Origin of the sequence: Pseudomonas yamanorum, from assembly GCF_900105735.1 — a bacterium.
Taxonomy (GTDB): Bacteria; Pseudomonadota; Gammaproteobacteria; order Pseudomonadales; family Pseudomonadaceae; genus Aquipseudomonas; species Aquipseudomonas yamanorum.
Window position 1 is genome coordinate 5,061,569 of sequence record NZ_LT629793.1, and the last position, 20,539, is coordinate 5,082,107.

The 20,539-nt window shown below is 60.7% G+C and carries 24 protein-coding genes; 10 read left to right on the forward strand and 14 right to left on the reverse strand.

Features of this window, described 5'->3' with window-relative positions:
• Window positions 1-36: 36 nt before the first annotated feature.
• The 6 genes from BLU46_RS23770 to gntR all read right to left on the reverse strand — a co-directional run bounded on the left by BLU46_RS23770 (window position 37) and on the right by gntR (window position 5,293).
• Window positions 37-1,446, reverse strand: a complete 1,410-nt coding sequence (locus BLU46_RS23770) for an MFS transporter (RefSeq protein WP_093206918.1) — start codon at window positions 1,444-1,446, stop codon at window positions 37-39.
• A gap of 11 nt (window positions 1,447-1,457) precedes the next feature.
• Entirely contained in the window at window positions 1,458-2,195 is a 738-nt protein-coding gene (locus BLU46_RS23775) for an NAD-dependent epimerase/dehydratase family protein (RefSeq protein ID WP_093206920.1), read from the reverse strand.
• 16 nt (window positions 2,196-2,211) lie between these two features.
• On the reverse strand, window positions 2,212-2,844 hold the full coding sequence (locus tag BLU46_RS23780; RefSeq protein WP_093206923.1) for a glutathione S-transferase family protein: 633 nt from the start codon (window positions 2,842-2,844) through the stop codon (window positions 2,212-2,214).
• A gap of 196 nt (window positions 2,845-3,040) precedes the next feature.
• Window positions 3,041-3,277: a DUF6124 family protein gene (locus tag BLU46_RS23785; protein WP_017475955.1), complete on the reverse strand. Its 237-nt coding sequence runs from the start codon at window positions 3,275-3,277 to the stop codon at window positions 3,041-3,043.
• A 365-nt stretch (window positions 3,278-3,642) separates the two neighbouring features.
• Window positions 3,643-4,074, reverse strand: coding sequence for a hypothetical protein (locus BLU46_RS23790; RefSeq protein WP_063027750.1), 432 nt, complete (start codon window positions 4,072-4,074; stop codon window positions 3,643-3,645).
• Window positions 4,075-4,261: 187 nt separating this feature from the next.
• Complete coding sequence (gntR, locus tag BLU46_RS23795; protein WP_167410177.1) at window positions 4,262-5,293, reverse strand: HTH-type transcriptional regulator GntR; 1,032 nt, start codon at window positions 5,291-5,293, stop codon at window positions 4,262-4,264.
• 212 nt (window positions 5,294-5,505) lie between these two features.
• On the opposite strand from gntR, the gene BLU46_RS23800 reads away from it, so the two are divergent.
• Together BLU46_RS23800 and BLU46_RS23805 are read left to right on the forward strand one after the other, a co-directional pair.
• Complete coding sequence (locus BLU46_RS23800) at window positions 5,506-6,039, forward strand: gluconokinase (protein WP_093206926.1); 534 nt, start codon at window positions 5,506-5,508, stop codon at window positions 6,037-6,039.
• An 84-nt stretch (window positions 6,040-6,123) separates the two neighbouring features.
• Window positions 6,124-7,479: a GntP family permease gene (locus BLU46_RS23805; RefSeq protein ID WP_093206928.1), complete on the forward strand. Its 1,356-nt coding sequence runs from the start codon at window positions 6,124-6,126 to the stop codon at window positions 7,477-7,479.
• A gap of 121 nt (window positions 7,480-7,600) precedes the next feature.
• Here BLU46_RS23805 and alaC read toward each other — a convergent pair whose 3' ends face one another.
• Entirely contained in the window at window positions 7,601-8,818 is a 1,218-nt protein-coding gene (gene alaC, locus BLU46_RS23810; protein ID WP_093206930.1) for an alanine transaminase, read from the reverse strand.
• A 196-nt stretch (window positions 8,819-9,014) separates the two neighbouring features.
• Between alaC and BLU46_RS23815 the strand changes: the two genes are divergently transcribed.
• Complete coding sequence (locus BLU46_RS23815; RefSeq protein WP_093206932.1) at window positions 9,015-9,500, forward strand: GyrI-like domain-containing protein; 486 nt, start codon at window positions 9,015-9,017, stop codon at window positions 9,498-9,500.
• A gap of 46 nt (window positions 9,501-9,546) precedes the next feature.
• On the opposite strand, the gene BLU46_RS23820 is transcribed toward BLU46_RS23815, so the two are convergent.
• Window positions 9,547-10,152, reverse strand: coding sequence for a pyridoxamine 5'-phosphate oxidase family protein (locus BLU46_RS23820; protein ID WP_093206935.1), 606 nt, complete (start codon window positions 10,150-10,152; stop codon window positions 9,547-9,549).
• Window positions 10,153-10,172: 20 nt separating this feature from the next.
• Window positions 10,173-10,658: a GNAT family N-acetyltransferase gene (locus tag BLU46_RS23825; RefSeq protein WP_063027756.1), complete on the reverse strand. Its 486-nt coding sequence runs from the start codon at window positions 10,656-10,658 to the stop codon at window positions 10,173-10,175.
• A gap of 146 nt (window positions 10,659-10,804) precedes the next feature.
• On the opposite strand from BLU46_RS23825, the gene BLU46_RS23830 reads away from it, so the two are divergent.
• From BLU46_RS23830 to BLU46_RS23845, 4 genes are read left to right on the forward strand one after another with little or no spacing between them, the layout of a single operon-like run.
• Window positions 10,805-11,224, forward strand: a complete 420-nt coding sequence (locus tag BLU46_RS23830; RefSeq protein WP_093206937.1) for a YybH family protein — start codon at window positions 10,805-10,807, stop codon at window positions 11,222-11,224.
• A 42-nt stretch (window positions 11,225-11,266) separates the two neighbouring features.
• Window positions 11,267-11,611, forward strand: coding sequence for a YciI family protein (locus tag BLU46_RS23835; RefSeq protein ID WP_093206940.1), 345 nt, complete (start codon window positions 11,267-11,269; stop codon window positions 11,609-11,611).
• 29 nt (window positions 11,612-11,640) lie between these two features.
• A complete protein-coding gene (locus BLU46_RS23840) occupies window positions 11,641-12,123 on the forward strand; it encodes an SRPBCC family protein (protein ID WP_017475945.1) in 483 nt (160 codons plus the stop codon).
• Window positions 12,120-13,346: an RNA polymerase sigma factor gene (locus BLU46_RS23845; RefSeq protein WP_093206943.1), complete on the forward strand. Its 1,227-nt coding sequence runs from the start codon at window positions 12,120-12,122 to the stop codon at window positions 13,344-13,346. Before BLU46_RS23840 ends, BLU46_RS23845 begins: the two co-directional genes overlap by 4 nt.
• A 141-nt stretch (window positions 13,347-13,487) precedes the next feature.
• On the opposite strand, the gene BLU46_RS23850 is transcribed toward BLU46_RS23845, so the two are convergent.
• Window positions 13,488-14,213: an SDR family oxidoreductase gene (locus tag BLU46_RS23850; protein ID WP_093206946.1), complete on the reverse strand. Its 726-nt coding sequence runs from the start codon at window positions 14,211-14,213 to the stop codon at window positions 13,488-13,490.
• 111 nt (window positions 14,214-14,324) lie between these two features.
• Between BLU46_RS23850 and BLU46_RS23855 the strand changes: the two genes are divergently transcribed.
• Window positions 14,325-15,167, forward strand: coding sequence for a LysR family transcriptional regulator (locus BLU46_RS23855; protein ID WP_093206950.1), 843 nt, complete (start codon window positions 14,325-14,327; stop codon window positions 15,165-15,167).
• 137 nt (window positions 15,168-15,304) lie between these two features.
• Here the strand turns inward: BLU46_RS23855 and BLU46_RS23860 are convergent, their stop codons facing one another.
• Window positions 15,305-16,159 carry a LysR family transcriptional regulator gene (locus BLU46_RS23860; protein ID WP_093206955.1) on the reverse strand — a complete coding sequence of 285 codons (855 nt, stop codon included), beginning with the start codon at window positions 16,157-16,159 and terminating at the stop codon, window positions 15,305-15,307.
• Window positions 16,160-16,248: 89 nt separating this feature from the next.
• On the opposite strand from BLU46_RS23860, the gene BLU46_RS23865 reads away from it, so the two are divergent.
• Window positions 16,249-16,689 (forward strand): multidrug/biocide efflux PACE transporter, encoded by a 441-nt coding sequence (locus BLU46_RS23865; protein ID WP_093206960.1) that lies wholly within the window; start codon window positions 16,249-16,251, stop codon window positions 16,687-16,689.
• On the opposite strand, the gene BLU46_RS23870 is transcribed toward BLU46_RS23865, so the two are convergent.
• Complete coding sequence (locus BLU46_RS23870; RefSeq protein ID WP_093206965.1) at window positions 16,676-17,584, reverse strand: LysR family transcriptional regulator; 909 nt, start codon at window positions 17,582-17,584, stop codon at window positions 16,676-16,678. The genes BLU46_RS23865 and BLU46_RS23870 overlap by 14 nt on opposite strands.
• Before the next feature lie 57 nt (window positions 17,585-17,641).
• Window positions 17,642-18,400: an SDR family NAD(P)-dependent oxidoreductase gene (locus tag BLU46_RS23875; protein ID WP_063027772.1), complete on the reverse strand. Its 759-nt coding sequence runs from the start codon at window positions 18,398-18,400 to the stop codon at window positions 17,642-17,644.
• 112 nt (window positions 18,401-18,512) lie between these two features.
• Here BLU46_RS23875 and BLU46_RS23880 point away from each other — a divergent pair, with 112 nt between their 5' ends.
• Window positions 18,513-19,409, forward strand: a complete 897-nt coding sequence (locus BLU46_RS23880) for a LysR family transcriptional regulator (RefSeq protein ID WP_063027774.1) — start codon at window positions 18,513-18,515, stop codon at window positions 19,407-19,409.
• Here the strand turns inward: BLU46_RS23880 and BLU46_RS23885 are convergent.
• Window positions 19,406-20,323, reverse strand: coding sequence for a LysR family transcriptional regulator (locus BLU46_RS23885; RefSeq protein ID WP_093206969.1), 918 nt, complete (start codon window positions 20,321-20,323; stop codon window positions 19,406-19,408). The genes BLU46_RS23880 and BLU46_RS23885 overlap by 4 nt on opposite strands.
• Window positions 20,324-20,539: the final 216 nt, after the last annotated feature.

Below are 20,539 nucleotides of genomic sequence, written 5' to 3' on the forward strand. Positions count from 1 at the left end.
GGCAAGCCTTGGCACGCCGACGGCCAGGGTTTGCCGCTAGTGGGCAATGTTCTCCAGCGCCAGGTTGCGGGTGCGCGGGCCGAACCAACTGATGGTGATCATCACGATCAACATGCTGCTGGCGATAAACGCCAACACGCCGGGCGTGCCTAGGTGTTCGAGGATCACACCGATCAACAGGCTGCTGAACACCGTCGACAGCCGACTGAACGAATAGCAGAACCCTACCGCCCGGGCGCGGATATTGGTGGGGAACAATTCGCTCTGGTAGGAGTGATAACTGAAACTCAGCCAGGCGTTGCAGAAGGTGATCATCACCCCGCAGATCACCAGCCCCACGGCGGTGGTTTGCAGCGCGAACAAACTGCCGAAGATCACCGCCCCCAGGGCCGAGCCGACAATCTGCCATTTGTTCTCAAATCGGTTCGCCACCTTCACAAACAGCAGCGGCCCCAGCGGGTAGGCGAGGGTGATGATGAAGGCATAACCCAAGCTGTGAGTGACGCTTACGCCCTGGCCCGAGAGCAGCGCCGGCAGCCAGTTGCCGAAGCCGAAAAAGCCGATGGCCTGGAACACGTGAAACACAATCAGCATCAACGCCCGGCGCCGGTACGGCGGTTGCCAGATATCGGCAAAGCGCCCTTGGCCCTGCACGCTGACGGCTTCCGGCTCCGGTTCGTCCAGCGGCTTGCCGTGGTCTTTCTGGCAGCGCGCTTCAAGGCTGTCCATGATCTGCCCGGCTTCGTCGAAGCGGCCTTTTTGCGCGAGCCAGCGCGGTGACTCCGGCAGGCGCTTGCGCAGTTGCCAGATAAACAGCGCAAACACCGCACTGCTCACCACCACCCAGCGCCAGCCGGAGATCCCGAACGGCGCCTGGGGCACCAGCCACCACGACATCAAGGCCACCGCCGGTACCGACAGGAACTGGATGAAAAACGCGAAGGCAAATGCCGAACTGCGCATGCGCTTGGGCACCAGTTCCGAGAGGTAGGCGTCGATGGTCACCAGCTCGATCCCCAAACCAATGCCCACCAAAAAGCGCATGCAGATGATGCCCAGTGCGGAGGTCTGGATGCCCATCAACACGGTGGCGACGGTGTACCAGATCAACGCAAAGGTGAAGATCGCCCGGCGCCCGTAACGGTCGGCAATCGGGCTGAGCAGGCTGGCGCCGAGGAACAGGCCGAGGAAGGTCGCCGAGGCAAAGGCCGCCTGGTCAGAGAAGCCGAATACGCCCTGGCTGCCGGTGTGGAAAATTCCTTCACTGATCAGGCCGGGGCTGATATAGGCAGTCTGGAACAAGTCATACAGCTCGAAAAAACCGCCAATCGACAGCAGCGCCACCAAGCGCCAGACGGTGGCGACGGCGGGCAACCGATCAATGCGCGCGCTGATGTGCGCGGCGCGGATCGGGTCGATGCCGTCTGCGGTAGAAGGGAAAGACATGGGCAGAAGACTCAATAAGTGATCGGGATCTCGAATTCCTGGAACGCATCATCCACCGGTTGGTAACCCAGCACACGGGTTGTTTCGCTGAGGTCCAGGCGTTTGAAGCGGTTGTTGGAGATGCCGTGGGCGATCAGGTGTTTCACACCTTCGGTTTCTACCGAGCGTTGCAGCAATTGCACGGCATCCCGCGGACTGAGCCAGGCGCTGAGGTCGCGGGCGTTGTTCAGGTCGGGGGCTTCCGGGAATTCGAATGCACCAATACGCAGGGCGATGGTGGAGAGCGGGGTTTTGGCAGCGTAAAAACCGCACAGGGCTTCGCCGTAGCATTTGCTCACGCCGTACAGGTTGGCGGGCATCACCTGCATGCCGGGGGTGATTTGCCGGTCGACCGGGTAGCCTTCGATGGTCTGGGCGCTGCTGGCGAACACCAGGCGCTTCACACCCGCAGCCACGGCGGCTTCGAACAGGTAGGTGGTGGCCAGGATGTTGTTGGGCAGCAACTCGTCGAAGGTGGCGCTGGCGTGAGGGATGCCGGACAGGTGCACGATCACGTCAATGCCGTCGAGCAGGGCGGCGAGGGCGGTTTTGTCGCTCAGGTCTGCGCGGATGAAACGGTGTTCGCCGAGGGCGAAATCCGGCTCGATGCGATCGGTGAGGGTGAAGCGGTAGCGGTCTTTCGATGCTTCGAAAAACGTCTTGCCAATGCGGCCGCAGGCGCCGGTGAGTAGTACGTTGAGTCCGTTCATTGTGTAGTCCTTGTTTTTAGTTATGGCCATCGAGGGCGAAGGTTTTGAAGCCGGGGCGCTGGCTGAGGGTTTCGTAGTAAGCGCTGACGGCCGGGTAGGACGGATGCTCCATGGGCGTCATCCACCAGCGGTGCACCGACAGGCCGATGAGGATGTCGGCGAGTGTGAAGTCATTACCGGCGACGTAGGCGTCGGTTTTGATCAATTGCTGTTCCAGTAGGCCCATCTTGTCGTTCCAGCTTTTTACCCCGGCTTTGATGCGTTGCGGGTCCTGGTAGTCCGGGTTCTTGCGCACCAGGGCGTGGAAGGCGTAGCCCCACGACGGGTTGAGTTCGGTGGCTTGCCAGTCCATCCATTGCTCGACCCTGGCACGGGCGGCCGGCTCGGTGGGCAACAGGTCGTGGCGTTGGTGCAGGCTCACGAGGTAGCGGCAGATGGTGTTGGATTCCCACAGCACGCCGTTGTCGTCGATGATCACCGGGACTTGGGCGTTTGGGTTCAGGGCCAGGAATTCGGCGGACTGGGTGGAGGCGAAGCCGATGCCCCAGTCTTCGCGGTCGTAGGGGATATCCAGCTCCTGGCAGGTCCACAGGACTTTTCGCACGTTGATGGAAGAAGTGCGACCGAGGATTTTCAGCGAATGGCCCATGGTGCTTTCCTGACGAGGGTGAGAAGGCAGGGGGCAATTTAGCAGGGGCCAGAAGGCACGGCGAGGTGTTAAGTGGGCAGGATCAAAAATGTGGGAGCGGGCTTGCTCGCGAATGCGGTGTATCAGTGATGGAACGGTCCGCTGACACACCGCATTCGCGAGCAAGCCCGCTCACAGTTTGACCGCGTGCGGTCTGTTAGATAAGTGGTGATTCCTGGTCCATCAGCTTGCCCATCAGCAATACGCCCAACTCACTCAACTGGTGAATCGCCAATGCCGTGTCGCGGTCTTTGCCGGTGAGTTCATCAGACAGGTCGAGCAATAATGTGCTGACCGAGGAAAACGTCTCGTAGCTGTTGGCGATCAGGCTTTCGCTGTTGGCGTCGGGGCTGACGGTGAATAAGGCGGGGGGATTTGGAGTTGCTTTGAACATAGGTAGGATCTCTAACTGGGCCACCACCTGATCGCTACTAAACGAAAGGGTGGCGGCTGCACGCAGGTTAGTAGACCGGTAGACCCACACAAAAACCCGGCGCGCCACGAGGGCGCCCTGCGCACAGCCACCATCAAGCACAGACAGGTAAGTCCGACAGATGAAGCTCATGCACATTTGTATGGGGCTGCTCGGGCTACTAAACCCGATCACTGAGAAATTCAGCGACCGGGCAACCTTAGAGAGCCCTACCCAGGCGCACAAGCCGGCGGATTCTGACGTACCTGTAGGTAACGGAGCAAGGCGCTGCCATCAACACCAGCCACTTCCTACAGCTACCGCCTGTATGCGTTCGCGCAGTCTACTCAAGCTGTTTTGGCTTTTACGCTTAAGGGGCCAGTCTGAATATCGAAAGTACCCTTAAATTCCTGTTTCTCCGAGCCTGGCCAAGAACCCTGAAAGTGGAACTCTCCGTCCAGATCTCCAGCTCCTTTAATAAAGGTGGCTTTGTAATGACCGGACACTGAATGCCAATATTGTGGCCTGTCATTGGTTTCGCGGTTGTAATAGCCGGCGGCGTCGGGGTTGAAACCGCCGGAAAATGCACCTGCCTTGTCAGGCAGGACCAGTGTAATAAGCCGAGTTTTTCCTAATCCATCAACGTACTCACCCTGAAACCAGAGATCGTGCCGGCTATAATCAAACCTGATGCTGGTAGCTTCGAAAGGCCCATCTACGGATTGTTCAACCTTAAGTGTGCCTGTTACGGGTATTGCGTTAATTCTGTAATGGTCCATGGTCGAGATGCTCCATCTAACTTGCAGTTGCTATCTCTTATTGCTGGTTGCTGGATAGTTGCTTGATTAAATGAGCCTTTCACAGGTTCGTATACTGTCAGAAGTCACAGTGGATTTTCATACTCGCAAGGGCTAGCGTAGAGCGTTTTACCGATGGCCCGTATGAGTCTCTTCTTATAGGACCGGGCTAGGTACTCTCGCGCACCTTCAACTCAAACCCCATGTCCACCACCGGCCGGGCGATCTTGTTGCCGGCCATCACCGTCAGCAGATGTTCAGCGGCGCGTCGGCCAATGGCTTCCCGTGGCGTACTGATGCTGCTCAAACGCGGCACCATGAACGAGGACGAGGGCAGGTCGTTAAAGCCCAACACCGAGATCTGCTCCGGCACCTTGATCCCGTGGCGCAACGCTTCCAGCAACGCGCCCTGGGCCAGGTCGTCGTTACCAAAGAAGATCGCGTCCACATCCGGATGGCTGGCCAGCAGTTGCAGGAACAACTCACCACCCAGGCCCACCGATGACGGGCGTGGCGTCAGCACTTCCAGCGCCGGGTCATACAAGCCCGCCTGTTGCAACGCTCGCCGAAAACCCTCGCCGCGCAACAACGTGCGCTGGTCCAGTTGCGCACCGATATAGGCCAAGCGCTTGCGCCCCCGTGAGATCAAATGCGCCGCCGCCGTTTCCCCGGCGTTCATCTGCGAGAAGCCTACACAGTTCAGGCCAGCATTCGGGTCCAAATCCATCATGTACACACACGGTACGTTGCTCGACTCCACCATACGCCGGGCACTCTCCGTACGGTCAAACCCGGTCAGCAGCAAACCCCGTGGCTGGTAGGCCATGTAGTTGCGCAGCAGGTCTTCTTCTTCGTCGCGGGAATAGTGGGTGTTGCCGATCAGCACTTCAAAGCCCTTGGGCCGCAGCACCTGGTGGATGGCTTCGAGGGTTTCGATAAACAGCAGGTTGGACAGCGACGGCACCAACACCACCACCGACTGGCTCTGGGCGGAAGCCAGGGCACGGGCGGCCGGGTTGACCACGTAGCTCAGTTCAGCCGCAGCTTTTTGCACTTTTTCCACCAGTTCGGTGGCCACGGTGCTGATGCCGCGCAAGGCCCGGGAGGCGGTAATCGGGCTGACGCCAGCCAGGCGGGCAACTTCATTCAGGGTAGGGCGGCCCGTGGTGCGGGTATTTTTATCGTTCTTGGGAGTCATCAGGCGGCTTGCCAAACAAAAATCGAGGCACTAAGGTAGCGCTGTCTCCAAGACCCTGCAAATTCTTGAACGTCGGGATGCCTGTTCCCGTTCAAACCTTTGGAGCAGATGCACGCGTCACTCCATAAAAATGACAAGACGGCGCGGGAAAAGCCTGTTTTTGCACTAGCCTTACAGCGTGCAAAGGTAGCGCTATCTGCGTCTTGAGGTGTTTCATGAGTCAACCTGTTACTGCCCTCGTGATCATGGGTGTTTCCGGCTGTGGCAAGTCCAGCGTCAGCGAGGCCCTGTGCCTGCTGAACGGCGCCACCGCCATCGAAGGCGACAGCTTTCACCCCGCCGCGAACATCGAGAAGATGAGCGCCGGCCATCCCCTTAACGACGAAGACCGCGCCGGCTGGCTCGACATCCTGTGCGATGAATTGCGCCGCTTACTCAAAGCCGGCGAGCATCCCGTGCTCACCTGTTCGGCGTTGAAAAAGAAATACCGCGACCACCTGCGCGAAGCCGCGCCGGGCTTGGGGTTTGTGTTTCTGGAACTGACCCGCGAAGTCGCCGCTGACCGCGTGTCCCATCGCCCCGGCCATTTCATGCCGGCAAGCCTGATCGACAGTCAGTTCGCTACCCTGGAATCGCCGGTGGGCGAGCCGTTGACCCTGGCGCTGAACGCCAGTGAAGACAGCGTTGAAGAACTGGCCGAGCAAACCAATGCCTGGTGGCTGAAACACGGCTTTGAACCAAACAAATAATTTTTTGCCGGACAAGATAGCGCTGTCCGCCTGCACTGAATTTTTTACCGGCTTTAATAACAACAACAAACAGGAGAGACCCCCATGTTTGGCTTGTCCCACGATACCTATCTGCTGCTCGATGCAGTGGTGACCATCATCGGCCTGATCGTGTTGATCACCCGGTTCAAAGTCCACCCGTTCATTGCGCTGATCATCGCCGCAGGCTTTCTCGGCCTGACCTCGGGCATGCCCGTGGACAAGATCATCAAGGCGTTCCAGGACGGCTTCGGTGGGGTGCTCGGCTTTGTCGGGATTATCCTCGCGCTGGGTACGATGCTCGGCAAGATGATGGCCGATTCCGGCGGTGCCGATCAGATCGCGCAAACCCTGGTGCGGGCCTTCGGCAAGGAGAAGGTGCAGTGGGCAATGATGTTCGCCGCGTTTTTGGTGGGCATTCCGCTGTTCTTCGAGATCGGTTTTGTATTGCTGATCCCGCTGGTGTTTATCGTTGCGCGCCGCACGGGCGTGTCGCTGATCAAGATCGGCATCCCGCTGCTGGCCGGCCTGTCGGCAGTGCACGGCCTGGTGCCTCCGCACCCGGGCCCGTTGCTGGCAATTGGCGTGTTTGGGGCTGACATCGGCAAGACCATTCTCTACGGCCTGATTGTCGCGCTGCCTACAGCCATTATCGCCGGCCCGCTCTACGGTTCGTTTATCGCCAAGTACATCCCGGGCAATCCGTCCCAGGAACTGGTGGACCAACTGGCCAGTGAGCAACCGGAATCCAAGACCCTGCCGAGCTTCAGCATCACCCTGATCACCGTGCTGCTGCCGGTGTTCCTGATGTTGCTGAAAACCTTCGCCGACGTCGCCCTGCCGGACGGCCACGTGATCCGCAACTGGATGGACATGATCGGTCACCCGATCACCGCGTTGTTGCTGGCCTTGCTGCTGTCGCTGTACACCTTCGGCCATCGCCAGGGCATCGGTTCCAAGCAAATCCTCAAGCTGCTCGACGCGAGCCTTGCGCCGACTGCCGCGATCATCCTGATCATCGGTGCCGGCGGTGGCTTCAAGCAGATGCTGGTGAGCAGCGGCGTGGGTGATGTAATCGGCCAGATGGCGGTGACCGCGCAGATCAACCCGATCCTGCTGGCCTGGCTGGTGGCGGCGGTGATTCGTGTGGCTACCGGTTCTGCGACGGTGGCGACCATTACCGGTGCGGGCATTGTGGTGCCGGTGGTGGGGATGATTCCAGGGGTGAACCGCGAGTTGCTGGTGTTGGCGACGGGGGCGGGCTCGCTGGTGTTGTCTCACGTCAACGATGCGGGGTTCTGGCTGGTGAAGCAGTACTTCAATATGACTGTGGCCGAGACGTTCAAGACCTGGACAGCGATGGAGACCATTCTGTCGGTGGTGGCGTTGGGCTTTATCATGTTGCTGTCGCTGGTGGTCTAACAGGCACACCGCAAAACAAAATGTGGGAGCTGGCTTGCCTGCGATAGCGATGGTGAATTCAACACCGCTATCGCAGGCAAGCCAGCTCCCACATTGATTGGGTTCCTGCAGTTGGATCGGGTCAGGCCTCAGCTTTCTTGACCAACCCATCCGCCCGGAACATCGCCCGGATGCCCCGCACCGCCTGGCGAATCCGGTCCTGGTTTTCGATCAGCGCAAAGCGCACGTGATCGTCGCCATACTCACCAAAACCAATCCCCGGCGACACACACACCTTCGCCTCAAGCAGCAGCTTCTTGGCAAACTCCAGCGACCCCATCGCGGCGTACGCCTCGGGAATCTTCGCCCAGACGTACATCGACGCCTTCGGGTTCTCGACCATCCAGCCCAGCTCATGCAGGCCTTTAACCAGCACGTTGCGACGCTGGCGGTACTGCTCGGCAATGTCTTTCACACACTGTTGATCGCCTTCCAGCGCCGCAATCGCCGCCACTTGCAGCGGGGTGAAGGTGCCGTAGTCGTGGTAGCTCTTGATCCGCGCCAGGGCGTTGACCAGTTCCGGGTTGCCCACCATGAAACCAATGCGCCAGCCGGCCATGTTGTAGCTTTTGGACAGGGTGAAAAACTCCACCGCGATGTCCTTGGCGCCCGGCACTTGCATGATCGACGGAGCTTTCCAGCCGTCGTAGACGATGTCGGCGTAGGCCAGGTCATGCACCACCAGCACGTCGTACTGTTTGGCCAGGGCGATCACCCGTTCGAAGAAGTCCAGCTCCACGCACTGCGCGGTGGGGTTGGACGGGAAGCCGAGGATCATCATCTTCGGCTTGGGAATCGAGCCGCGAATGGCGCGTTCCAGTTCTGCGAAGAAATCCACGCCTGGAATCAGCGGCACCGAACGCACCTGGGCGCCGGCAATCACGGCACCGTAGATGTGAATCGGGTAGCTGGGGTTCGGCACCAGCACCGTGTCGCCTTGGTCCAGGGTGGCCAGCATCAAATGCGCCAGGCCTTCCTTGGAACCGATGGTCACGATGGCTTCGGTTTCCGGGTCGATGTCCACTTCATAGCGGTCTTTGTACCAGCGCGAAATCGCCCGGCGCAGCCGCGGAATGCCTTTGGAAGTGGAGTAGCCGTGGGTGTCTTCGCGTTGGGCGACGGTGACCATTTTTTCCACGATGTGCGGTGGCGTGGCGCCGTCCGGGTTACCCATGCTCAAGTCGATGATGTCTTCGCCGCGCCGACGCGCAGCCATCTTCAGCTCGGCAGTGATATTGAACACGTAAGGGGGGAGTCGATCTATGCGCGCAAAGCGGCGCGGCGAACGGGGTTCGGCCATTGTTGCCTCGAAATACGTAAGCGCCCGGAACCGTCCGAGCGACGTCGGCCACTGCGGTGGCCTGCGGGGCAGACAATACGGTCGATGATGGCCAATTGTCCAGATGCTGTGGGAAAAATTTCTGCTTGGAGTGCGACGGGGATATGCCCCTATACTCGACGCGGGTTTGTTCCCTCATAAGAAGGAGACTGTTCAGATGGATCAACAGACAAAACTGCCGTTACAGCCGCGCATGGAAGAGGGCAACGCCCTGGTGATCGCGGGTGTGCAAGGGCGTTATTCAAAAGCCACGATTGGCGATATCCCCAAATTGTGGGAGTTGTTCGACAGCTGCTTCAAAGAGATCAAAAAGCGCGTCGGCGGCGTGACCTACGGCGTGTGCTACAACGCCAAACACGATGAATTCGACTACCTGGCCGGCGTTGAAGTGCCGGCCAAGGGCGATGTACCGAGCAACTTCCAGTCGATTGAAATCCCGGCCCATCGCTATGCCGTGTTCCCGCATTTCGGCCCGGTGCAGGCACTGGCGCAGACCTATGAACGCATCATGTTCGAGTGGTTGCCAGGCTCTGGGTACAAGGTGGCCGGAGCCGATTTCGAGCGCTACAGCGCCGACTTCGATGTGGGTAAAGGCACGGGCTCCGTGGAAATCTGGATCCCGATCAAGGCCGAATCCGCCTGACCGCACCATTGGCGGGAGCGAGCATGTTCGCTCCTGCCACCGCCTCTCAATACAACGTGGCCTTGACCCGCTCCGGCATCTCGCGGTCATAGGCTTCGGCGTCGAACGCCCCATCATTCAAGCGCTTGTGAAATGCCCCGGCGCTGGGCAGTGCCGAGCGATCCAGGTGCTTTTCCGGGTTCCAGCAATCGGAACGCACAAAGGCTTTGGAGCAATGGAAATACGCCGCCTCCACCTGCACCAGAATCACCGAGCGGGCCGCTTTGCCATTCACCGCAAAGCTCTCCAGCAACCCGGGCTCGATGGAAATCTGTGCACGGCCATTGACCCGCAACGTCTCGCCAATGCCCGGGATGATGAACAGCAACGCTATACGCGGGTCCACCACCAGATTGCGCAGGGTGTCGAGGCGGTTATTCCCTGGCCGATCCGGAATCGCCAACGTGCGCTCGTCGATGATTCGCACAAACCCCGGCACATCGCCACGGGGTGAGCCGTCGATGCCGTCCGGGCCGGATGAACTCACCACCACCAAGGGCGACGCGCGGACCATCGCCTGGTAGTCCTCGTTGAGAAACGGGATTTCCTTGCGCACGGCCCGTTCGTGGGGGAGGCCGTAGAGGGTTTCGAGTTGTTCCAGGGTTGTTAGCATCTTCACCAGCTCCTTATTGTTTAAAACACCCACGCCAACCGGCGCTCATACCCAATCCGCCCCTTATACGCCTCCCCGCTGTCCACCCAGCCCTGCTGCAAATACAGCCCCATCGCGGCCACATTATCCGTGTCCACCGACAGCTCCAGCGCTTTGATCTGCGGCCAAACCAGGCGCGCGGCGGCGGGGAGCGCTTGCAGGCAGGCTTTGCCAAACCCCAGGCCTTGCTGGTGGCGATCGACTTGCAACGCATGCAGCGTGGCGCTGTGTTCATCCGCCCAATGGGGCAGGCAGGGCGGGCGTTTGAGCAGCAGGAAGGCGACGGGAATCTCGTCGGCGAGTAACGCAAAGCCTGCCACGCCAGGGTTCGGATTGACCAACAGGGTGTTAAGCGCACAGTAGATATCGCCGGAAAACCCCAGTTGTTCGGGATGCACTTCCAGGGCGTTGAGTTGCCGTTGTTGCAGGGCAGTCAACGTCTGATAGGCGACGAGGCGGGTTTCCATCGGCGTAGCATCCGAAATCCTACAAAGAAGCGCGGATTCTAGCGGGTTTGCGGTCATCGCAATTATTTTTCGCGGGATTGTCGATTAGCCGATATCTCAGTCGACTAAGGGTGTCTTCAGTGATTTTTCCCGCAAGGAGTATCGCCATGAGCACCGAAATCCGCAGCTTGGTCGAGCAATGGAAACAGGCCGTCACCGACAAGGATGTCGAGAAGATTGTCAGCTTTTACGCTGACGATATCGTCGCGTTCGACGCCGTTAGCGCCCTGCAGTTCAAGGGCAAGGCCGCCTATGAGGCGCACTGGAAGGCATGCATGGAGTTCTGCCCGGGCCCCGGGGTTTTTGACTTCCATGAGATGCATATCGTCGCCGGCGATAACAGCGCCTTTGCCCACTGGCTCGCACACTGTGGCGGCACCGGACCCGACGGCGTGCTCAAGACCTGCTGGATGCGCGTCAGCGCCGGCTACCAGCGCGTTGGCGGCGAGTGGAAAGTGGTACATGAGCATTGGTCGGCACCCTTCGACATGGAAACCGGCGCCGGTCTGTTCGACCTGAAACCTTGATCGTCGCGAACTATAGTCAGTTGTCCGAAAACGGAGAATCCCATGAAATACCTCTGCCTGATCTATAGCAACGAGCAGGTGCTGCACGAGTCGCCCGACAGCCCCAAGGACCCGGAGTGTTTTGCCTATGCCGAGTCTGTGCAGGCCAGCGGGCGGATGCTCGCCGCCGAGCCGCTGGAGTCGGTGACCACCGCCACCACCGTGCGCATGCGCAATGGCAAGCTGTCGATCACCGACGGACCGTTTGCTGAAACCAAGGAGCAGCTCGCCGGGTTTTACCTGATCGAGGCCAAGGACCTGAATGAAGCGATCCAGGTGGCCGGTGGCATTCCGGCCGCCCGGGTCGGCAGTGTGGAAGTGCGCCCCGTGCGTGAATTGAATCTCTGATCACAACAATAAAACTCAGGAGGTTTCCCATGAGCAATCAACCCAAGCCCGCCGAATTTGAACTGTCCATCAGTCGCTTGATCGACGCCCCTCGCAGCCGCGTGTTTCGCGCCTGGACCGAGCCGGCGTTGTTGCAGCAGTGGTGGGGCCCGCACGGCATGACCACCCCGGAGTGCGAAATGGACCTGTGGGTCGGTGGGCAATTTCGCACCCTGATGCGCGCGCCCGACGGCAGCGAATACCCGACCCAGGGCGTATTCCTCGAAATCACCGCGCCCAGTCGGCTGGTGTTTACCGATGCGTTCACCCCCGGCTGGATCCCCTCGGGCCAGCCGTTCATGACCGCCGAAGTCACCTTTGAAGATGTCGACGGCAAAACCCTGTACACCGCCCGCGCCATGCACTGGAGCGCCGAAACCAAGCAGGCCCACGAAGCCATGGGCTTTCACGAGGGCTGGGGCCAGAGCCTTGACCGGCTGGTGACGCTGGTGACCGAAGGCCTGCGCGATTGACGGTGCAGGCCCGGGTCGAAGCGGTTTATCGCAGCGAATCGCGGCGCATCCTGGCGACCCTGATTCGCCTGCTTGGCGATTTCGACCTTGCTGAAGAAGCCTTGCACGAGGCGTTTTTTATCGCGGTCGAGCGTTGGGAGCAAGACGGTGTGCCCGACAATCCCCGGGCCTGGCTGGTCTCCACCGGGCGCTTCAAGGCCATCGACCGTCTGCGTCGCCAGGCCCGGTTTGCCGCGCACCAGAACCAATTGCTGGCTCAGGCTGATGAATTGGAAGAAGCCGACTGGAGCGCTGAAGACGTGGAAGACGACCGCCTGCGCCTGATCTTCACCTGTTGCCACCCGGCGCTGGCGGCGGATGCCCAGGCGGCGCTGACCTTGCGTGAGATCTGCGACCTCACCACCGAGGAAATCGCCCGAGCGTTTCTCGCCACACCGGCCACCATCGCCCAGCGCATCGTGCGGGCCAAGGGCAAGATCCGCGAAGCGAAAATCCCCTATCAAGTGCCGTCCCTGGCGGAATTGCCCGAGCGCCTGGACAGTGTGTTGCGCGTGATTTACCTGGTGTTCAACGAAGGCTATTCGGCGTCCATGGGCGCTGATCTGACCCGAGAGGACCTGACCCGCGAATCGATTCGCCTGGGCCGATTGCTGATGGAATTGTTGCCGGAGCCGGAAGTGATGGGCTTACTGGCGCTGATGCTGCTCCACGAATCCCGGCGCCCGGCACGCACCTCGGCCGGCGGTGAATTGGTGTTACTGGATGAGCAAGACCGTTCGCAGTGGGACGCTTCGCTGATCGCTGAAGGATGTGCGTTGGTGGAGAAATCCCTGACCACACGGCGCTTCGGGCCCTACAGCCTGCAGGCGGCGATTGCGGCGGTGCATGCCGAGGCGGCGAGCGCTGACGAGACCGACTGGCCGCAGATTGTTGGGCTGTACGACGTGTTGCTCGGGGTGGTGCCGTCGCCGGTGATCGAGCTGAATCGCGCAGTGGCCGTTGCGATGCGCGATGGGGCGTTGGCGGGGTTGGAATTGGTGGACGGGATTCTGGCGCGGGGGGAGTTAGTCGACTATCACCTGGCGCACTCGGCGCGGGGCGAATTTTGTCGGCGATTGGGGCGAGCGGAGGACGCGCGGCGAGCGTTTGAGCGGGCGCTGGTATTGACCCAGCAAGAACCGGAAAAGCGCTTTATCGAACGGCGTCTGGCCGAACTCAAATAGTCCGTGAGACTGGAATGCGTTCCACTGTGGGAGCTGGCTTGCCTGCGATAGCGGTGTATCAGCAACAGATGCATGGCTGACCCAGCGCCATCGCAGGCAAGCCAGCTCCCACAGTGGATTTGTGTTGTCTGCCTTAGCTTCTTACGGCTGCTGACGCGTCGCCGCCAACACAATCTCGCGAATGCACACATGCTGCGGCTGCTGGTAGGCATAGGCAATCGCCGAAGCCACGTCATCCGCGCTCAGCACCGTGCCGCCCATGTCCTGTTTCCACGCCTGGTAGCCGCTCTTGATCGCTTCATCGGTGGTGTGGCCCAGCAGTTCGGTTTCCACCGCGCCCGGCGCAATGGTGATCACCCGCACATTGTGCGGCGACATTTCTTCCCGCAGGTTTTCCGAAATCCCGTGCACGGCAAACTTGGTGCCTACATAGGCGACATGGTTAGGGAAGGTCTTGCGCCCGGCCACCGAGCTGACGTTGATGATGGTGCCGCCCTTGCGCTTGACCATGCTGGCGGCCACCGCGTGAATGCCGTTCAGCAGGCCTTTCACGTTGACGTCGAGCATCTGCTCCCACTGTGCCGGGTCCTGTTCGCTGACCGCGCCCAGCAGCATCACGCCGGCATTGTTGATCAGCGCGTCGGCCGGGCCGAATTGGGCCTCGGCTTCTTTCACCGCTGCCACCAGCGCGGCGCGGTCGGTGATGTCGACACCGCGACTCAAGGTGTTCGGCAGCTCCAGGGCATTCAGCCGGTCGAGGCGGCGGGCCAACAGCAACAGCGGGTGGCCGGCGGCCGACAGCAAGCGCGCAGTCGCTTCGCCAATGCCCGAACTGGCGCCGGTGATGATGATCAATGGCTTGCTCATGGTTGAACTCCTGAAATAAGAAAAACAAATAACTAAACGTGGGTCGCAGTATATTTAGCCCTTGAGTGGCTGAAAAATGCCTTATTCCTCTGTCTGTCATCGGTATTAACTATGGATGTGCGTCATCTCAAGGCGTTTCTCGCGGTGTTCGAAGAGCGCAATATCACTGCCGCCGCACAGCGCCTGTTCATCAGCCAGCCGACGTTGTCGGTGACCATCAAGCAACTGGAAGAAGAATTGGGCGTGGCGCTGTTTCTGCGCCAGCCTCGCGGGGTTGAAGTCAGCGATGAAGCGCGGGTGCTGTACCCGCAAGCCCGGCGCATGGTGGCCGAGGCCGACGCGTTGAGCCGGTTGTTTCGCGGGCGCGAAAACCGCATCGCCCTGGAATTGGGTGTGGAAGGCGATATTGCCGACAGCCAGATCGAAACTTTCCTGCGCATGGCGCATCAAGGCTTGCCCGGTTTGCTGCTGACCTTGCAGGAAGGCTGCGAAGGAGAAGGGCGCCTGGCGGTGGAGGAAATGTGCTGCGAGGACGAATTATTCCTGCCGCTTTGGGAAGAGTCCTACGTGATGGCGCTGCCGGCTGCGCACCCGATGGCGGCCGGGGGAAAAGAACAAGCGTGGGCGCCGATCGAAGACTGGATCACCTGCCCGCAACATGATTCCCATCAGCGCCTGATGGCCCTGTACGGCCGCTCGCCCCAGGCGGTGGCCGGGCATGCCGGTTCGTTGACCCAGGCCTTGCATATGGTGGCGGCCGGTGTGGGCGTGGCGATGTTGCCGCAGTCGCTGGCGGCGGAGCGGGCCGGGGTGGTGATTCGCCCCTGGCACTTGCCGGCACCGACGCGCCGGGTGGGGTTGTGCTTTGCCGCCCAGGCCCTGGAGTTGCCGGCGTTGCGGGCGCTGCATGAGTATTTCCAGAACAACCGCCCGCCGCAGATTGAAGCGGCCTGACAGCGTCTTTGAATGCACCGCAAATTCAATGTGGGAGCTGGCTTGCCTGCGATAGCGATGGTGACTGACACACCGCTATCGCAGGCAAGCCAGCTCCCACATTTGATCTTCATTGTTCCGAAATTTGTGTTCCGGCATTACTCCAGCATCTTGCCCAGCAACCAACTGCCTGCCGGGCCGGGCGGATGCTGGCGTGACCACAACGCATCCACCGCCACCGAGCGCGGCCAGCTGCGGGCCTTGATTTCACACAGGTGGCCGCCACCAAACCGCTCCACCAACCAGCGTGGTAACGGTGCCCAGCCGAAACCCAACTGCGCCATTTCCATCAGCATCAGATAACTGGGCGCCGACCACACACGCCCCAGGCCCCGGGTTTCGTTCGGGTTGATGATGCTCGCCAGGCGCAGTTCGCGGTGTTGTTCCAGGGTTTGCTGATCGATGTCCTTAAGGTTCGCCAGCGGATGTTTGGGGGCGACAAACAGTGCGATTTCCGTGCGTTCTTCCACGGCGGTGCTGGTGAGGTCCGGCGGATAAACCTCCTGCTTCTCGATAAACGCAATCTGCGCCCGGCCGCTTTGCACCAGGGCGATCAAGTCCTCGCATTCGGCGATCAGGCATTCCAGCTCCAGGTCCGGGTAGCGCTGCTCGAAGGCGCTGAGGGCGGTTTCGAAACGGTCCGACTGGTAGGTATCGGACATGGCGATACTCAGCTTTGGCTCCAACCCTTGGGACAACTGGCTGGCCGCCAACTCCAGGCGGCTGCTGGCTTCCAGCACCTGCTCGGCGCGTTGCAGCAGCACGTGCCCGGCCGGGGTCAGCGTGGGCTTGCGGCTGCTGCGATCAAACAGCACCACGTCCAGGTCAATCTCCAGGCTGGCCACCGCCGCGCTGACGGTGGACTGGCTCTTGCCCAGTTTGCGCGCCGCTGCTGAAAACGAACCCTGGGTTGCCGCCTGCACAAACGCCTGAAGCACTTCATGGGAAGCCATGACTATCGCCTTGATCGATGGTTATTGGTTATGAAGTATCGAGTCAAAGGGTAATGATGGCAACCATCGTCACTCACGGAGAACGGGTCATGACACCCACCAAGTCGATTACTGAACGCGTTTGGCAGGCCATTGGTTTTGAAGGCCTGGCCTTGTTGATCTGTACGCCGCTGCTGGCGTGGATCATGGATAAACCGGCGCTGGAGATGGGCATGGTGACCTTGGCCATCAGCCTTATGGCCCTGGCCTGGAACGTGATTTTCAACGGCCTGTTCGATCGGCTCAAGGCGCGCCTGCAACTGTCCGGCGGGGTGTGGACCCGCGTGCTGCACGCGTTGATGTTTGAAGGCGGCCTGGTGGCGATCTGCGTACCGTTGATTGCCTGGTGGCTGAACATCAGCCTGATGCAGGCGTTTATCCTCGACATCGGCGTGCTGCTGTTTTTCCTGCCGTACACCTATGTGTATCACTGGGGTTATGACGCAGTGCGCGAAAAAATCATGCAAAAACGCGTGCTCAGCCAAGTTTGAGGGACGCCACAAACTCAAGGAACGCCCGCACCTTGGCCGCCGGCAAATGCCGCGACGGGTAGAAGGCATACAACGGGAAGCGCTCATCGGGCCAGTCGGGAAACAGCTCGACCAACGCGCCCGATTCGAGCGCTGGGGCAAGCCCGAGGTCGAGCATCTGCGCCACGGCATGGCCGTGTTCGCAAACGCTGTACAAGGTCCCGGCATCGTTGACCACCAGCCGTCCGCTGGTGGCGACGTTGACGTGCTCGCCGGGCCGGTGGAATTCCCAGCCAAACGGCCGGCCGGTCTGGGAGTCGCGAAAGTCGATGCACACGTGCTGGCCGTCTTCCAGATCCTTCGGGTGGGTCGGGCGGCCATGGCGCTCAAGATAGTCTGGCGACGCCAACGTCAGCACCCGCACTTCCATCAACTTGCGGGCAATCAGTGAGGACGATTGCGGAATCCCAAAACGGATGGCCAGGTCAAAGCCATCCGCCACCAGGTCCCCGAGTTGGTCCCGGGTGTGCAGGTCCAACTGCAACTGCGGGTATTGGCTCATGAATTCACCGAGCACCGGCCCCAGCACCAGCCGCGAGAAGTACGGGTCGATGTTCACCCGCAAACGCCCGCGTACGGTCAGGGCGCTGTCTGCGGCCGAGCTGGCGGCTTCTTCCAGGCCCGCCAGCAGCGGGGCGATTTCCTGGTAGAAACGCCGGCCTTCGTCGGTCAATTGCACCGAGCGAGTGGTGCGGTCGAACAGGCGAATCCCCAAGCGTTTTTCCAGCCGTGAAATGGCCCGGCTGACCCCCGAAGGCGTCATCTCCAGGCTGTCGGCGGCGCGGGCAAAACTGCCGCTGTCGACCACGGCGGCCAGTACGCCCATGCCGCCGGCCAGTCCTGGATCAAAACTCATGGGTGATTGCCTGTCAGTTATCCGAAAGCATTGATGCTAGCGGAGAATCTGAGCGCGTTACAGAAACATCCCGCCCGAGGCCTCGACGCGCTGCCCGGTGATCCAGTTGCTGCCATCGGCCAGCAAGGTGGAAATCGCCCCGCCAATGTCATCCGGCAAGCCGGCTCGACCGAGTGCGGTGTTGTTGGCGACCATCGCGTTCACGTCCGGATTGTCCCTTACCGCGCCGCCGCTGAAGTCGGTGGCAATCGCGCCGGGGGCCAGGGTGTTGACGGTAATCCCGCGTGCACCCAGCTCCTTGGCCTGGTAGCGGGTCAGCACTTCCACCGCGCCTTTCATCGAGGCGTAGGCCGAGTAACCCGGCAGGCTGAAGCGCGCCAGGCCGCTGGAGATATTGATGATGCGGCCACCGTCGCTGATCAGCGGCAGCAGTTTCTGGGTCAGGAAAAACGGACCCTTGAAGTGGATTGCCACCAGTTGGTCAAACTGCGCTTCGGTGGTTTCGGCGAAGCTGGCGTGGGCGCCAATCCCGGCGTTGTTGATCAGGAAGTTGAAGTGCGCCTGGCCGAACACGTCCTTCAATACCGAGCCGACCTGGGCGGTGAATGCATCGAAGGTGGAGCTTTGGCTGACGTCCAGTTGCAGCATCGCCGCTTTGCCGCCCAGCGCTTCGACTTGGGCGACCACGGCTTGGGCTTCGTCGGCTGCGCTGTGGTAGGTGCCGATGATGTCGACGCCTTGTGCCGCCAGGTGTAGCGCAGCGCTTTTGCCCAGGCCGCGGCTGGCGCCGGTGATCAGTGCGATTTTACGGGTCATGGTGGAGTCCTCGGAGCGTGTGAGTGTTCGTGGGACCGAGTGTATTTGTCCGGCCATAACGTGATAAACAGAGCAATACCGGAATCACTGGCCGGATAAGGCGAATAATCCCATGAATAAACTGGAGTTGCTGCGCACCTTCGTGCGCGTCACCGAACTGTCGAGTTTCACCCAGGCGGGCGAGAGCCTGGGCTTGCCGCGCTCGACCGTGTCCGAGCATGTGCAGGCCCTGGAAGAGTTGCTCGGTGCGCGCCTGTTGCAGCGCACCACGCGCAAGGTTCAGGCGACCCAGGATGGCCGCGTGCTGTACGAACGCAGCAAGGATTTGCTGTCGCACATGGAAGAGCTGGAAGGCTTGTTTCGCCAGGATGAGGCGCAACTGGCGGGGCGGATTCGCGTGGACATGCCCAACGTCATGGCCCGGGAACTGATCCTGCCGCGCCTGCCGGAATTCATGGACCTGCACCCGCTGATCGAACTGGAGATCAGCAGCACCGACCGTCAGGTCGACCTGCTGGCCGAAGGTTTCGACTGCGTATTGCGGATTGGCGCGCAGCCGGACCAGTCGGTAGTGGCGCGGTTGCTGGGCAGCATGACGATGATCAATTGCGCCAGCGCGACTTACCTTCAACGTTACGGCGTGCCCAAGACGCTCGCCGATTTGGCCCACCATCAACTGGTGCATTACGTACGCCCATTGGGCTCACGTTCGGCCGGGTTTGAATACGTACAGGGCAACAAGGTGCACCGGGTTCCCATGGCCGGGCGGGTGACCGTCAACAGCACGGATGCGTATCGGGCAGCGTGCATCGGCGGGTTCGGCCTGACTCAGGTGCCGGTCCTGGGCATTGTCGATCTATTGGCCAGTGGTGAGTTGGTGGCGGTGCTGCCGGACTATCCGGCACCCGCGCTGGACGTGTCCCTGTTGTACGCCGGCCAACGGCATTTGCCGCAGCGGGTGCGGGTGTTCATGGATTGGCTGGCGGCGATCCTGCAATCCCGGCTTTAACGCCGGGCCGACAACTGCTGCGGCGCCAGGAATGCATCGTGGAAGTAATCCCGAAACGCCTGCATCGCCGGGGTGAAGTCGCGCTCGCGGTGCCAGGCCAGGCCGACACTCATGGGCGTGACCTTGTCGGTGATACTCACGGTTTCGATGCGCTTGCCTTCCAGCGACCACGGGCGATGCACCAGGTCCGACAGAATTGCCACGCCGCTGCCGTTGGCAACCATGCTGCGTACCGCCTCCACTGAACTGGTGCGCAGCCGCACCTTGGGCGTTTGCCCGGCCTGTTCCCAGTAGCGCATGGCGCTTTGTTCGGCTTCGTCGACGGTGAGGAAAATGTACGGTTCCCTGGCCACGTCCGCGAGGCTCACGGCCGGGCGTTCGCACAACGGGTGATGGCTGGGCAGCCACAGGCGGCGTTCGGAGTTGAAGAGGATTTCCGAGACGATGTCCGGGTGGGTGAGATTGGCGGTGAGCACCACGGCCATGTCGAACTGGCCGTCGAGCAGGCCGTGTTCGATGGACTGGCGTTCCTGTTCGAAGACCTCGATGGTCACGTCCGGGTGCCAGTGTTCCATGCGTTGCAAATGGTGCGGCAGGAAATAACCGAGCACGGTGTAGCTGGCGGCCACCCGCAGTACGCCGCTGGCGCGGTAGTCCGGCAACGGGCTGTTCAGGGCGTCGTCGACACTGCGCACAATCACGTAGGCCCGGTTGAGAAAATGCCGCCCGGCATCGGTCAGGCTCATGCCCTGGGCCGAGCGCACGAATAGCTGCGCACCGAGCATCGCTTCCAGCTCCTTGATCGCGGTGGTCACTGCGGATTGGGAGATATTCAGGTGAATCGCCGCCTGGGAGATCTGGCCGATTTCGGCGGTGGCGACGAAGTAGCGGATTTGGCGCAGGGTCAGGGACATTGGTTTCTCCGCTCGTTCCCACGCTCTGCGTGGGAACGCATCCTGTGACGCTCTGCGTCACGATTTTAAAAGCGGACGCAGAGCGTCCAAGGCGGCATTCCCACGCGGAGCGTGGGAACGATCAGTATCAGGTATCTGATTTTCAGAAGATGGGCCATCTGATAATAGATCTTCCCAAGGGGTCAAGGGGCAGCCTAATTTCCATGGCATGAACTT